Genomic DNA, 14,544 nt, shown 5'->3' on the forward strand with positions numbered 1-14,544 from the left:
GCATCCGGCCGGCGGTGCAGGCGCTGCAGGACCTCGGCATGCACCGCAAGGTGCAGCTGATCGTCTCCGGCGGCATCCGCAACGGCGCCGACGTCGCCAAGGCGCTGGCGCTCGGCGTCGACGCGGTGTCGATCGGCACCGCGGCGCTGGTCGCGCTCGGCGACAACGATCCGCGCTGGGAGGCCGACTACAACGCGCTCGGCAGCACGGCCGGCGCCTATGACGACTGGCATGAGGGCCGCGACCCGGCCGGCATCACCACGCAGGACCCCGAACTGATGAAACGGGTCGACCCGATCGCCGCCGGACGGCGGCTGGCGAACTACCTCAAGGTGATGACGCTCGAGGCGCAGACCATCGCCCGCGCCTGCGGCAAGAACAGCCTGCACAATCTCGAGCCCGAGGATCTCGTCGCGCTCTCCATCGAAGCCGCCGCCATGGCCGGCGTGCCGCTCGCCGGCACCAGCTGGATCCCGGGGAAGAACGGCTTCTAAGACACCAGACCACAGGCATCCCAATCCGCGAGGAACGACAAAATGGGGAACGATCTCGCCGCATTCGCCAGAGAAAAGGGCGTCAAATATTTCATGATCTCCTACACCGACCTGTTCGGTGGGCAGCGCGCCAAGCTGGTGCCGGCGCAGGCGATCGCCGACATGCAGAAGAACGGTGCCGGCTTTGCCGGCTTCGCCACCTGGCTCGACCTGACGCCGGCGCATCCCGACATGCTGGCGGTGCCGGATCCGGATTCCGTGATCCAGCTGCCCTGGAAGCCGGAAGTCGCCTGGGTCGCCGCCAATTGCATCATGGACGACAAGCTCGTCGGCCAGGCGCCGCGCAACACGCTTAAGCGGCTGATCGCGGAAGCGGCGAGCGACGGCATGCATGTCAAGACCGGCGTCGAGGCCGAATTCTTCCTGACCACGCCTGACGGCAGCGCGATCTCCGATCAGTACGACACCGCCTCCAAGCCCTGCTACGACCAGCAGGCGGTCATGCGCCGCTACGACGTGATCGCCGAGATCTGCGATCACATGCTGTCGCTGGGCTGGGGCGCCTACCAGAACGACCACGAGGACGCCAACGGCCAGTTCGAGATGAACTGGGCCTTCGACAACGTGCTGGCGACGGCCGACAAGCATTCCTTCTTCAAGTTCATGGTGCGCTCGATCGCCGAGAAACATGGCCTGCGCGCGACCTTCATGCCCAAGCCTTTCCCGGGGCTGACCGGCAATGGCTGCCACGCCCATATCTCGGTATGGGACGAGACCGGCAAGACGAACGTATTCGCCGACAAGTCGATGGAACTCGGCCTGTCGGCCAAGGGCAGGCACTTCCTTGGCGGCATCATGAAGCACGCCTCGGCGCTTGCCGCGATCACCAATCCGACGGTCAATTCCTACAAGCGCATCAATGCGCCGCGCACGATCTCGGGCGCGACCTGGGCGCCGAACACGGTGACCTGGACCGGCAACAACCGCACCCACATGGTGCGCGTGCCCGGCCCCGGCCGCTTCGAACTGCGCCTGCCGGACGGAGCCGCCAACCCCTATCTGCTGCAGGCGGTGATCATCGCCGCCGGTCTCGACGGCATCCGTTCCAAGGCCGATCCGGGCAGGCGCTACGACATCGACATGTACCAGCTCGGCCATACGGTGACCGACGCACCGAAACTGCCGCTCAACCTGCTCGACGCATTGCGCGAATTCGACAACGACAAATCGCTCAAGGCGGCGCTGGGCGAGGAATTTTCGTCGGCCTACCTAAAGCTGAAGCACCAGGAATGGAATTCCTATGCTTCGCATTTCACGCAGTGGGAACGCGACCACACGCTGGATATCTAGAGCATCGGACCAAAAAAGCGTGAAGCGAATGTCGGCACATACGGCGGTCCAGGAACAGTCCAGCGTGAGGCGAGCGGCCTCGGAATGACGTCATGAAATACTCGATCTTCTCGCTCGCCCGCGCCGCTTTCTCCGGCCACAAGAATTGGACGACCACCTGGCGGGATGCGGCGCCAAAAGACCGTTACGACGTCGTGATCATCGGCGGAGGCGGCCACGGGCTGGCGACGGCCTGGTTTCTCGCCAGCGAGTTCGGCATCCGCAACGTCGCGGTGCTGGAGAAGGGCTGGATCGGCTCCGGCAATGCCGGGCGCAACACCACCATCATCCGTTCCAATTACGGTCTGCCCGGCAACACCGGCTTCTACGAATTGTCGATGAAGCTGTGGGAAAGCATGGAGCAGGACCTCAACTACAACGCGATGGTCAGCCAGCGCGGCGTCCTCAACCTCTATCACTCCGACGCACAGCGCGACGCGTTCGCGCGGCGCGGCAACACGATGCGCATCAACGGCATCGACGCCGAGCTGCTCGACCAGGCGGCGCTCAGGAAGATGCTGCCCTTCCTTAACTTCGACAATGCGCGCTTCCCGGTGCAAGGCGGTCTCTTGCAGCGGCGCGGCGGCACGGCGCGGCACGACGCCGTGGTGTGGGGCTACGCGCATGCGGCGAGCGCGCTCGGCGTCGACATCATCCAGAACTGTGAGGTCACCGGCTTCCTGCGCGACGCCAACGGCAAGGTGACCGGCGTCGAGACCTCGCGCGGCCGCATCGGCGCCGGCAAGATCGGCATGGCGGTCGCCGGGTCATCCTCGCGCGTCGCGGCGATGGCGGGACTGCGCTTGCCGATCGAAAGCCACGTGCTGCAGGCCTTCGTCTCGGAGGCGATCAAGCCGCTGCTGCCCAACGTGATGACCTTCGGCGCCGGGCACTTCTATGTCAGTCAGTCCGACAAAGGCGGGCTTGTCTTCGGCGGCGACCTCGACGGCTACAATTCCTACGCCCAGCGCGGCAATTTGCCGGTCATGGAGGATGTCTGCGAAGGCGGCATGGCGCTGATCCCGATGATCGGCCGCGTGCGGCTCCTGCGCCAATGGGGCGGCATCATGGACATGTCGATGGACGGCACGCCGATCATCGACAAGAGCCCGGTCGATGGTCTCTATCTCAACGCCGGCTGGTGCTATGGCGGCTTCAAGGCGACGCCGGGTTCCGGCTTCGTCTTTGCCCATCTCATCGCCCGCGATCAATCGCACAAGGAAGCGGCGCTGTTCCGGCTCGACCGGTTCCAGCGCGGCGCCATGATCGACGAGAAGGGCCAGGGCGCCCAACCGAACCTGCACTAGAGATGAGCATGATGGCATCCAAAAACCGCTCCACACTTTTTGGCATCATGCTCTGAGGCCCTCGGAACCATGCGGATAGTCTGTCCCTTCTGCGGCGAACGCGAACTCGGCGAGTTCACCTATCTCGGCGACGCCAAGCCGAAACGCCCCGCGGCCCATGCCGGCGAGGACGCGGTCTACGAGTATGTCTACCTGCGCGACAACGTCGCCGGCGTGATGGACGAGCACTGGTATCATGGCGGCGGCTGCCGGGCGTGGCTGAAGGTCACCCGCAACACGCTGACGCATGAAATTTCTTCCGTTCAGCCGGCAGCGGGCGCCGGTGCGGCAAAGGTCGGTGCGTGATGATTGGCGGCGCGCAGACACACCGGCTGGCGGACGGCGGACTCATCGACCGGTCGGTTCCACTGAGCTTTAGCTTCGACGGCAAGACGCTTGTCGGCTTCCAGGGCGACACGTTGGCTTCGGCGCTGGTCGCCAACGGCATCAAGCTGGTCGGCCGCTCGTTCAAGTATCACCGCCCGCGCGGCATCCTGACGGCGGGTTCGGAGGAGCCCAACGCGCTGGTCGAACTGCGCAGCGGCGCCAGGCGCGAGCCGAACACCAAGGCGACGACGGCCGAACTCTATGAAGGCCTCGAAGCCGCCAGCCAGAACCGCTGGCCGTCACTCAATTTCGACCTGATGTCGGTCAACCAGCTGTTCGCGCCGATCTTCGTCGCCGGCTTCTACTACAAGACCTTCATGTGGCCGGCGAAGTTCTGGGAGTCGGTCTACGAGCCGATGATCCGCCGTGCCGCCGGCCTCGGGCGCGCGGCGGGCGTTTCCGATCCCGATCACTACGACAAGGCCTGGGCGCATTGCGACGTGGTGATCGCCGGTTCCGGCCCGGCCGGCCTGGCGGCGGCGCTTGCGGCAGGCCGCAGCGGCGCGCGCGTCATCTTGTGCGAAGAGGATTTCGTCCTCGGTGGCCGGCTGCTTGCCGATGGCGGCACGATCGACGGTCTGCCGGCGGCCGAGTGGATAGCGCGCGCGCTCGGCGAACTCGCGGCCATGCCGGATGTCCGCATCATGCCGCGCACGACGCTGTTCGGCGTCTATGACGGCGCCACCTATGGCGCGATCGAAAAGGTGAACGACCATCTGCCGGTCCCGCCGGAACACCAGGTGCGGCAGCGGCTGTGGCGCATTGTTGCGAAGCGGTGCGTGGTCGCTGCCGGCGCGATCGAACGGCCGATCGTCTTTGCCGGCAACGACACGCCGGGCGTGATGATGGCGTCGGCCATGCGCAGCTACATGAGCCGCTACGCGGCAACGCCGGCGCGACGCCTCGCGCTGTTCACCAACAATGCGGATGGCTGGCGCACGGTCGAAACGGCGCTCGGCGCGGGACTGCAGGTCGCAGCGGTGATTGATGCGAGGCCCGACGTTTCGCCCGCGCACCGCTCGCTTGCCGGCAAGGCAGGCTTCCCGGTGCTGCACGGCTCCGTCAGCAGCGTCGATGGCGGCAAGGACGGCGTGCGCAAGATCACCGTCTCGCTGACCGGCGGCGCGCGGGCCGAAGTCGAGGCGGACGGGCTTGCGGTCTCCGGCGGCTGGAACCCGGCGGTCGGGCTCACCTCCTATCATCGCGGGCGGCCTAAATGGCGCGACGACATCGCCGCCTTCGTGCCGGACGGCGCGCCGCCCGGCATGGTTGCCGCGGGCGCCGCCAACGGCGCTTTCGGCCTTGGGGCCTGTCTGCGCGAAGGCTTTGAAGCCGGTGCGGCTGCGGCCCGCGATACAGGACGCGGCGGCGATGCCGGATCCATGCCCGTCGCCAGTGACGAGGCTTTTTCGCTTACTCCGCTCTGGCACGTCGCCGGCAAGGGCAAGGCCTTCGTCGACCTGCAGCACGACGTCACCGCGTCCGACGTCGAACTGGCGCAGCGCGAGGGCTTTGAATCGGTCGAGCACCTGAAGCGCTACACCACGCTGGGCATGGCGACCGACCAGGGCAAGACTTCCAACGTCGCCGGTCTTGCCATCATGGCGGCGGTCACCGGCAAGTCCATTCCGGAGACCGGCACGACGATCTACCGGCCGCCTTATGTGCCGGTCGCCATCGGCGCTTTCGCCGGCCATCACCGCGACGAGAATTTCCATGCGATCAGGCTGACGCCGTCGCATCACTGGGCGGCAGAACAGGGCGCGGTGTTCGTCGACACCGGTCTCTGGAAACGCGCGCAATGGTACCCGCGCGCCGGCGAGAAGGACTGGCTGGAATCGGTGACCCGTGAGGTCAAGGCGGTGCGCGGCGGCGTCGGCTTCTGCGACGTCTCGACACTCGGCAAGATCGACGTGCACGGTCCTGATGCCGGCGCCTTCCTCGACCGCGTCTACATCAACAGTTTCTCGAACCTTGCCGTCGGCAAGGCGCGCTACGGGTTGATGCTGCGCGAAGACGGCATCGTCTATGACGACGGCACGACCTCGCGACTGGCCGATGACCACTATTTCCTCACCACCACCACCGCCAAAGCCGGGCTGGTGATGCAGCATCTCGAGTTCTGCCGCCAGGTGCTGTTCCCCGACCTCGACGTGCAGCTCACCTCGGTCTCCGACCAATGGGCGCAGTTCTCGATCGCCGGGCCGAAGACGCGCGATCTGCTGAAGGAGGTCGTCGATCCGGTCGAGGACCTGTCCAACGAAGGCTTTCCGTTCATGGGCGCGCGTGAAGTCGTGTTGCGCGGCGGCATCAAGGCGCGGCTGTTCCGCATCTCCTTCTCCGGCGAGATGGCCTTCGAGATCTCGGTGCCGGCGCGCTATGGCGAGGCGCTGGTGCGCAACCTGATGATTGCCGGCAAGCAGTTCGGCGTGACACCCTATGGCACCGAGGCGCTTGGCGTGATGCGCATCGAGAAGGGCCATGTCGCTGGGCCCGAGCTCAACGGCACCACCACGGCGGGCGACCTCGGCCTCGGCAAAATGATGTCGACCAAGAAGGATTTCGTCGGCCGCGTCATGGCCGGCCGCGAGGCGCTGATCGCGCCGAACCGGCAGGTGGTCGTCGGCATCAAGCCGACCGACAAGGCGCGGCGCCTGCGCTCCGGCGCGCACATCATTCCGAAGGGCGAAGTCCCCGGTCCCGGCAACGACCAGGGCTATGTCACCTCGGTGTGCTTCTCGCCGATGCTCGACCAGTGGATCGGGCTCGGACTGGTCGAGCGCGGCCGCGACCGTATCGGCGAGATCGTGCGCGCGCATGATCCGCTGCGCGGTGAGGACTACGATGTCGAGCTTTGCCATTCCGTCTTCTATGATCCGGATGGAGGGCGCCAGCGTGGCTGAGTTTTCCTGGGACGTTCATAGCCCCCTGGAGCGCGCGCTTGTTGCCGGCCCCTATGGCGCAAAGGGCGATGCGGGTGTGTCGCTGACCGACATCCGCAATTTCGAGCTCATCCAGGTGATGGCGCGGCGAGGCAAGGCGGCAGCGATGCTCAATGCTGCGAAGGCGCGCTTCGGTATCGCCGCGCCGGAAACGCCGAAGGCGGTCAGCACGCCCGACGCGACACTGATCTGGTCCGGGCCGGACCAGTTCTTTGTGCTGTCGAAAGGCGGCAGGCACAGTATGGACGCGCTCGTTCCAAGCTTTGCCGGTTCGGCCTCGCTGTCCGACCAGTCGCATGCGCGGGTACTGGTCGGCGTCTCCGGCGCGAAGGCCCGAACAATGCTGGCCAAGTTGGCGTCGATCGACCTGCACCCTGACGCGTTCCCCGTCGGCGCCGCAGCAGCAACATCGATCGACCATACGAGCGTGACGCTCTGGCGCGGCAAGGACCGGGACGACGGCCAGGCCGTCTTCAACCTGCTGGTGTTCGCGACCTTCGCCGAGAGCCTCTGGCACACAATGCTCGACTCCGCCGCCGAATATGGTGCGGCGGTGGCGCTTGCCGAAGAACTTGGCTGACGCCCGGCCAGCCGGGTTTCGCGCGCCTCTGTCCCCTTGGTACGGGATCATCCGCCACCGGCTTGCGCCGATGGCGGATGACACGACGTCGCCACCTTCTTATTCCGCGGCCAGCGCCAGCTGCGGCCTTTCAATGCCTTCAATATCGGCCGGCTCCGGTGTCTGCTCTTCGGCCTCAGCCTTCTTGGGCTCGCGGCCGAAGAACAGGGCATAGCCGGCCGGCAGCACCAGGATGGTGAGCACCGTGGCGACCAGGATGCCGCCCATCATGGCGTAGGCCAGCGGTCCCCAGAAGACGGCGCGCGAGATCGGGATCAGCGCCAGCACGGCGGTCAGCGCCGTCAGCATGATCGGCCGAAAGCGGCGCACGGCAGCACCCACGATCGCCTCCGATCGTTCCATGCCTGCTGCGATGTCCTGGTCGATCTGGTCGACCAGGATGATCGAGTTGCGCATGATGATGCCGAGCAGCGCGATGACGCCGAGAATGGCGACGAAGCCGAATGGCGCGCCGCTGATCAGAAGCGCTGCGGCGGCACCGATGATGCCGAGCGGGCCGGTGGCCAGCACCAGCATCGCCTTGCCGAAATGCTGCAACTGGACCATCAGCAAGATGACGATGATGGCCAGCATGATCGGCGCCTTGGCCGCGATCGAGGCCTGGCTTTCGGCCGAGTCTTCGGCGCCACCCTGGATCTCGATCTTGTAGCCGGGCGCCAGGCCTGCGCGCAGGTCCTTGATGTCGTTGTACATCTTGGTGACGACGTCGTTCGACTGCACGCCGTCGGGCAGCGTGCCGCGCACGGTGATCGTCGGTAGGCGGTCGCGCCGCCATTCGATGCCCTGCTCCATCACGGGCACGACCTTCGCCACCTGCGACAGCGGCACAGAGCCGCCGAAGTCGGTCGGGATGTAGACGGAGTCGACGGAGGACAGCAGATGGCGGGTGGCGTCCGGCTCGCGGGCGACGATCGAGACCGTCTCCTCCCCGTCGCGGAAGTCGTCGAGCGGCGCGCCGGCCATGGTGGCCTGCAGCATCTGGCGGATGCGTTGCGAGGTGACGCCCAGCGCGCGGGCGCGGTCCTGGTCGATCACCAGCTTCATCGCCGGCACCGGCTCCAGCCAGTCGTCATGAACGGCGCCGAGCAGCGGATTGGCCTGAAAGCGCTCCTTCACTTCGTCGGCGATGCGGCGCACTTCCTTGCGGTCCGGACCCATGACGCGCATCTGCACCGGCCAGCCGGTCGGCGGGCCGAGAAACAGGCGATCGACCTTGGCGCGGATCGAGGGGAAATCCTCGGCGAGAATGCCGCGCAGCTTGAGGATCAGCCGTTCGCGCGCCGGTTCGTCCTTGGCCATGACCAGGAGCTGGGCGAAGTTCGGATTCCTGAGCTGCTGGTCGAGCGGCAGGAAGAAGCGCGGCGCGCCCTCGCCGATATAGGTTGCGATGAAGCGCTTGTCCTGGTCGTCCATCATTTTGGCTTCCAGCGCCTTGGCCTGTTTTTCGACCTCCTTGATCGAGGTGCCTTCGGGCAGCCAGAGATCGACCAGGATCTCCGGTCGCGAGGACTGCGGGAAGAAGTTCTGCGGAATGAACTGGAAGGCCCAGAGGCTGGTGCCGAAGGTGACCAGCGTCATCAACAGCACGATAATGCGATGGCGCACGGCCCAGGTAACCGTCGCGCGCAGGCGGCGGTAGAAGCCGGTGTCGAAGACATCGTGATGCGAGCCGGCGTGCTTGCGCTGCTTCAGAATCATGTGGCCCAGCCACGGCGTGAAATAGACGGCGACGAACCAGGACACGACCAGCGCGATGCCGACGACGTAGAACAGCGTGCGCACATATTCCCCGGCGGTGGAGGCGGCGAAGCCGACCGGGATGAAGCCGGCGGTGGTGATCAGCGTGCCGGTGAGCATCGGGAAGGCGGTTGAGGAATAGGCGAAGCTCGCCGCCTCGATCTTGACCAGTCCCTCCTCCAGCTTCCGCTCCATCATCTCCACGACGATCATGGCGTCGTCGACCAGCAGGCCGAGCGCGATGATCAGCGCGCCGAGCGAGATGCGCTGCAGGTCGATGCCGATCTCGTACATGATGGCGAAGGTAGCGGCCAGCACCAGCGGAATGGCGATGGCGATCACCAGGCCGGAGCGCCAGCCGATCGACAGGAACGAGACGACGAGCACGATCAGCAGCGCCTCGCCGAGCGCCTCCATGAACTCGTTGACGGCATCCTTGACGACCTCGGGCTGGTCGGAGATCTGGTCGACAGCAACGCCATAAGGCAGCCCCTCCTCGAAGCGCTTGTAGGTCGCCTCGACATCCTTGCCGACGTCCCTGACATTGAAGCCCTTGGCCATGACGACGCCGACCTGGACGCTCTCGTGGCCGTTGAAGCGGTATTTGCGCTCGAACGGGTCCTCGAGGCCGGAGGTAACTGTGGCGATGTCGCCGAGCCGCGTCACCTGGTTGCCGGAGCGCAACCTCAGTTCTCGGATGTCGGCGGCTTTGGTGACGTCGCCCTCGACCGAGATGCGAACGGAGCGCAGGCCGGTATCGACCGAGCCCGCCGGGTCGACGGCGTTCTGGCCCTTGATCGCGTTCTGCAGGTCGAGGATGGTCAGGCCACGCTCGGCGAGCGCCTTGGACGAGACGTCGACATAGATCTTCTCCGGCTGGTCGCCGATGATGACCGCCTTCTCGACACCCGGCGTCGTCAGCAGCATGTCGCGCGCCTGAATGGCGAACTTCTTCAATTCCGGATAGGTGAAGCCGTCGCCGCTGATCGAATGCAGCGTGATGAACGTGTCGCCGAACTCGTCGTTGAAATAGGGACCAAGCAGGCCCTGCGGCAAGTCGCTGGCGATGTCGCCGACCTTCTTGCGCACCTGGTAGAAGGCGTCCTTCACCTCTTCAGGATTGGTGTCGCCCTTGACCTGCAAGGTGATGATGGCGCTGCCGGCGCGGGTGTAGGAGCGCACGAAGTCGAGATGCGGCGTTTCCTGCAGCTTGCGCTCGATCTTGTTGACGACCTGGTCTTCCATGTCCTGGATCGAGGCGCCCGGCCAGATCGCTTGCACCACCATGATGCGGAAGGTGAAATCCGGGTCTTCCTTCTGGCCCATGCGCATCAGGCCCAGCGCACCGGCAACGATGATCAGGCCGAACAGGAAGCGGGCGATGCTCGGATGTCCGATCGCCCAACGCGAGAGATTGAAGGGGCGCTTTTCAGTGCTGCTGTCGGTGGTCATGGCACAAGTCCAGTCCAATTGGTCGACAAGGCACGCTTGCCGTTTAGTCGTGATGTCTCTGTCGGGTTTCCGGGCGACAGGGCCCTGCGGCGGAGAGACGCGCAATCGCCCTGGAAGCGGCATGGACGCGGGGGAGCCATCATGCCGGCATCTTGGCGATCGGGCGCCTGTCGCCCGGAAACCGTGGCCTGCCCGGCCCTCGGCGAGGCAGGCATTTCTTCGTCGCTAGCGCACGCTGCTGGTTGCCGCGACGTCGTCGCTCGCCGAGGCGGATTGCTGCTCTGCATCGCCCGAGAGTTTGACCTTGAGATTTTCGGTCATGAACTGGGTACCGGCCGCCACCACCACGTCACCCTGCTTCAGGCCCTCCGCGACCGAGACACCGTCGGCGGTGAAATTGGCGACCCTGATCGGCCGCGGATGCACCGTCTCCGAGGCGCGGTCGACCGTCCAGACGATCTGCTTGCCGTCCTTTTCGGTCATCGCGGTCAGCGGGATCGACACCAACTGAGCCTTGCTGCCGACGGTCGCCTCGACATTGGCGGTCATGCCGAGCAGGACCCGCGGGTCGTTGGGCAGCGAGACACGAACCGCGAACGTGCGCGATTGCGGATCGGCGCTGCCGGCAACCTCGCGGACCTTGCCGTCGAGGACGAGCGCGTCGTCCGACCAGAAGCTCGCCTTGACCTCCTTGCCCGGCTTGAAACCAGCAATATCCATCTCCGGCACCGCGATCAGCACCTCCTTCTCACCGTCGACAGCCACCGTCATCACCGGCGTGCCGGCGCCGACCACCTGGCCGATATCGGCCGAGATGGTAGTGACGATGCCGTCTTCACTGGCCTTGAGATCGGTGTAGCGGACCTGGTTCTGCGCCTGGGCCAGGGTCGAACGGGCGGCATCGCGCGTCGCCACCGCCTGGTCGTAGGTGAGCACAGCCTGATCGAGCTGCGACTTCGGCGCGAAATTCTTGGCATAGAGCTGCTCGGCGCGCTTTCTGGCGAGATCGACGGTCTCGACCTGCCGTTCGGCCGCGTCGACGCTCGCCTTCGCGCTCTTCACCGACAGCTCGTAGTCGGACGGATCGACGCGGGCGAGCACGTCGCCGGCATTGACATGCTGGCCAATGTCGACGAGGCGCTCGGTGACCTTGCCGGCGATGCGGAAGCCGAGATTCATCTCGGTACGGGCGCGCACCGAGCCGGAATAGTCGAGCTGGCGGGTGGTCTGCGCCTCACCGATCTCGACGACCTTCACCGGCCGGATGACTTCCAGAACTTCCGCCTTCTTCTCTTGGCTGCAGCCGGCAAGCCCGAGCGCCGCTACGATGAGGCCGGCGACCGGCAGCCTGCGGAGGACGAAACTGGACAAAGACACCTTAGCACTCCCGAAGTGGAGATGATTGTCGAACCGGCACCCGGCGGGCGGCGGCTATTTCAAGGCTCTGATGGCAAAATCGATGAGGTCGTCGGGCATTGCCCGGTTGGTCTTGGCCAGGCATTGCGCGACCATCTGCGGATGGCACAGGATGACGGTGGAAGCGCCAAAGCAGCGGGAGGCAATGACCGGATCCTGCTCCCTGAACTCGCCGGCCGCGATGCCTTCGCGGATCACCTCGGCGAGGAGGTCGTGGATGCGGTCGACATGCTTGTCGATGACGCCCCAGTCGCGCTCCAGCGCGACGATGACCATCTCATGCACCTTCTGCTCGTCGAGCATGACCTCGAGCGTCATCTTGTACTGCGCGTGAACGTAGCGGCGCAGCCGCTCCTCGGCGCTGAGCGGCAGGCGCGAAATCTCGTAAGCCATGGCGTAGCTGGCGCCGAGCATACGGCCGCATACGGCCTGGTGGATTTCGACCTTGGAGGCGAAGAAACGGTAGATGTTGGCCGGCGACATGCCGAGCTCGCGGGCAATGTCGGCGACGTTGGTCTTGCCGTAGCCGTAATGCCTGAACAGGCGCTCGGCGCAGTCGAGAATGCGCGTCACATTCTCCTGTCTGGCAGGATCGGCCACGATGTTGGCGGCTTCTGACATCGCTCTCTGTCGTTTGATGAGTGACGAATTTAAATTTTCGTCACTCTTAAATCGAAAGAGGCGCGGAGTCAACGCGGATTCGACGTACGCGTATAATTGGTGACAGATGGTGACAGGCGGATGCGAAGGAGGAAGCTAATCTCTGGGCGCGGCGATCCTTCGCGCCCCCCTCTGTCCTGCCGGACATCTCCCCCGCTTGGGGGGAGATCAGCGGCCTCGATGCCGGCGCTATTTCCTCCGACGTTGGGGATTGGCGAAGACGGAGATGACTGCCAATCTCCCCACCTGTGGGGGAGATGTCCGGCAGGACAGAGGGGGGCGCTGGCCCGCCAACGTCGAAGCCCTTGGCATCGCGAAGCCTAGGCGCTCTTCGCCATTTCCCGCAGCCGGAACTTCTGAATCTTGCCCGTCGAGGTTTTCGGAATCTCAGCGAACACCACCGCCTTCGGCACCTTGAAGCGGGCGAGCAAGCCGCGGCAATGCTCGATGATCTCGGCCTCGCTCGCGGTCTTGCCGGGCTTCAGCTCGACATAGGCGAGCGGCACCTCGCCCCATTTCTCGTCGGCGCGCGCCACCACGCCGCAGGACGCGACGGAAGGATGTTTGTAGAGCGCATCCTCTACCTCGATGGACGAGATGTTTTCGCCGCCCGAGATGATGATGTCCTTGGAGCGGTCCTTGAGCTGGATATAACCGTCCGGGTGCATGACACCGAGGTCGCCGGAATGGAACCAGCCGCCGGCAAAGGCCTCGTCGGTTGCCTTGCGGTTCTTCAGGTAACCCTTCATGACGATGTTGCCGCGGAACATGACCTCGCCGATGGTCTCGCCGTCGGCAGGCGTCTCCGCCATCGTCTCGGGGTCCATCACCGTCAGACCCTCGAGCGCGGCATAGCGCACGCCCTGGCGCGCCTTTCTTGCCGTTCGGGGCCCTTTTTCCAGTTCGTCCCACTCGTTGTGCCATTCGTTGACGACCGCCGGCCCGTAGGTCTCGGTCAGCCCATAGAGATGGGTGACGGCAAAGCCGGCATCGGCCATGCCGGAGAGCACGGCTTCGGGCGGCGGCGCGGCGGCGGTGTTGAAGGTGACGGTCTGCGGGAACTGGCGCTTGTCCTCGTCCTTCGCATTGATCAGCACCGACATGACGATCGGTGCGCCGCAGAGATGGGTGACGCCATTGTCGGCGATGGCATCATACATCGGTTTCGCCCGCACCCAGCGCAGGCAGACATGGGTGCCGGCCTGCACGGCAAGCGTCCAGGGGAAGCACCAGCCGTTGCAGTGGAACATCGGCAACGTCCAGAGATAGACCGCGTGCTTGGCCATGCCGGCATGGATTGTGTTGGCATAGGCCATCAGCGCCGCGCCGCGATGATGGTAGACGACGCCTTTCGGATTGCCTGTTGTCCCGGAGGTGTAGTTCAGCGAGATGGCGTCCCACTCGTCGTCGGGCAGCGACCAGGCGAATGCTTCGTCACCTTCAGCGACGAATTCCTCGTAGTCGAGCGTGCCGATCCGCTCGCCTTTGGGATAGGGCGCATCGGCCGCGTAGTCGGGATCGTCGTAGTCGATGACCAATGGCTTGGCCTTGGCCAATGCCAGCGCCTGGCTGACGATGCCCGAGAACTCGCGGTCGACGATCAGCAGCTTGGTGTCGGCATGGTCGAGTTGGAAGGCGAGCACGGCAGCGTCGAGCCGGGTGTTCAGCGAATGCAGCACCGCCTTTGTCATCGGCACGCCGAAATGCGCTTCCAGCATGGGCGGGGTGTTCGACAGCATCACCGTCACGGTGTCGCCTTTGCCTATCCCACGTTTCGAAAGCGCCGAGGCGAGCTTCAGCGAACGGCGCCAGAAATCGCGATAGGAGATGCGCCGGCTGCCATGAATTATGGCGACATGATCGGGATAGGTCTTGGCCGCCCGCTCCAGATAGGTCAGCGGCGTCAGCGGCTGGTGGTTGGCGGCGTTGCGGTCGAGATCCTGTTCGTAGGGATTGGCCATCCCGTCCTCCCCAGAGTGCTTTTCGTGCTTTCTAGCCGCATGGCGGCAATCATGCCATCCCCCGCGAACGGCGGGAAAATGCTATGATATGGGCGTCTGGCAGAATGCCTCGTTTCGACC

10 protein-coding genes are annotated in these 14,544 nt (G+C 65.1%); 6 read left to right on the forward strand and 4 right to left on the reverse strand.

Annotation, left to right across the window (positions count from 1 at the left end):
- The 6 genes from EN818_RS25845 to EN818_RS25870 form a co-directional block, all read left to right on the forward strand.
- A partial coding sequence (locus EN818_RS25845) for a glutamate synthase-related protein (RefSeq protein WP_189523975.1) occupies positions 1 to 494 on the forward strand: 494 nt, incomplete at its 5' end.
- A 42-nt stretch (positions 495 to 536) separates the two neighbouring features.
- The gene (gene glnT / locus EN818_RS25850) at positions 537 to 1,844 is read left to right on the forward strand and encodes a type III glutamate--ammonia ligase (protein ID WP_135905773.1); all 1,308 of its coding nucleotides are present in this window, start codon (positions 537 to 539) and stop codon (positions 1,842 to 1,844) included.
- Between the two features lie 92 nt (positions 1,845 to 1,936).
- Positions 1,937 to 3,190, forward strand: coding sequence for a sarcosine oxidase subunit beta family protein (locus tag EN818_RS25855; protein ID WP_135905775.1), 1,254 nt, complete (start codon positions 1,937 to 1,939; stop codon positions 3,188 to 3,190).
- A gap of 69 nt (positions 3,191 to 3,259) precedes the next feature.
- The gene (locus tag EN818_RS25860; protein ID WP_135905776.1) at positions 3,260 to 3,535 is read left to right on the forward strand and encodes a sarcosine oxidase subunit delta; all 276 of its coding nucleotides are present in this window, start codon (positions 3,260 to 3,262) and stop codon (positions 3,533 to 3,535) included.
- A complete protein-coding gene (locus tag EN818_RS25865) occupies positions 3,535 to 6,519 on the forward strand; it encodes a sarcosine oxidase subunit alpha (protein ID WP_281036015.1) in 2,985 nt (994 codons plus the stop codon). The genes EN818_RS25860 and EN818_RS25865 overlap by 1 nt, the downstream gene beginning before the upstream one ends.
- Positions 6,512 to 7,138, forward strand: coding sequence for a sarcosine oxidase subunit gamma family protein (locus EN818_RS25870; RefSeq protein ID WP_135905778.1), 627 nt, complete (start codon positions 6,512 to 6,514; stop codon positions 7,136 to 7,138). The genes EN818_RS25865 and EN818_RS25870 overlap by 8 nt, the downstream gene beginning before the upstream one ends.
- A 99-nt stretch (positions 7,139 to 7,237) precedes the next feature.
- Here EN818_RS25870 and EN818_RS25875 read toward each other — a convergent pair whose 3' ends face one another.
- From EN818_RS25875 to EN818_RS25895, 4 genes are all read right to left on the reverse strand, one after another.
- Positions 7,238 to 10,387, reverse strand: coding sequence for an efflux RND transporter permease subunit (locus EN818_RS25875; RefSeq protein WP_135905780.1), 3,150 nt, complete (start codon positions 10,385 to 10,387; stop codon positions 7,238 to 7,240).
- A gap of 225 nt (positions 10,388 to 10,612) precedes the next feature.
- Entirely contained in the window at positions 10,613 to 11,764 is a 1,152-nt protein-coding gene (locus EN818_RS25880; protein WP_189523843.1) for an efflux RND transporter periplasmic adaptor subunit, read from the reverse strand.
- 54 nt (positions 11,765 to 11,818) lie between these two features.
- On the reverse strand, positions 11,819 to 12,424 hold the full coding sequence (locus tag EN818_RS25885) for a TetR family transcriptional regulator (RefSeq protein WP_135905782.1): 606 nt from the start codon (positions 12,422 to 12,424) through the stop codon (positions 11,819 to 11,821).
- 359 nt (positions 12,425 to 12,783) lie between these two features.
- Positions 12,784 to 14,424 carry an acyl-CoA synthetase gene (locus EN818_RS25895; RefSeq protein WP_135905784.1) on the reverse strand — a complete coding sequence of 547 codons (1,641 nt, stop codon included), beginning with the start codon at positions 14,422 to 14,424 and terminating at the stop codon, positions 12,784 to 12,786.
- Positions 14,425 to 14,544 lie beyond the last annotated feature (120 nt).

It is taken from the genome of Mesorhizobium sp. M3A.F.Ca.ET.175.01.1.1 (assembly GCF_004791945.1).
GTDB lineage: Bacteria > Pseudomonadota > Alphaproteobacteria > Rhizobiales > Rhizobiaceae > Mesorhizobium.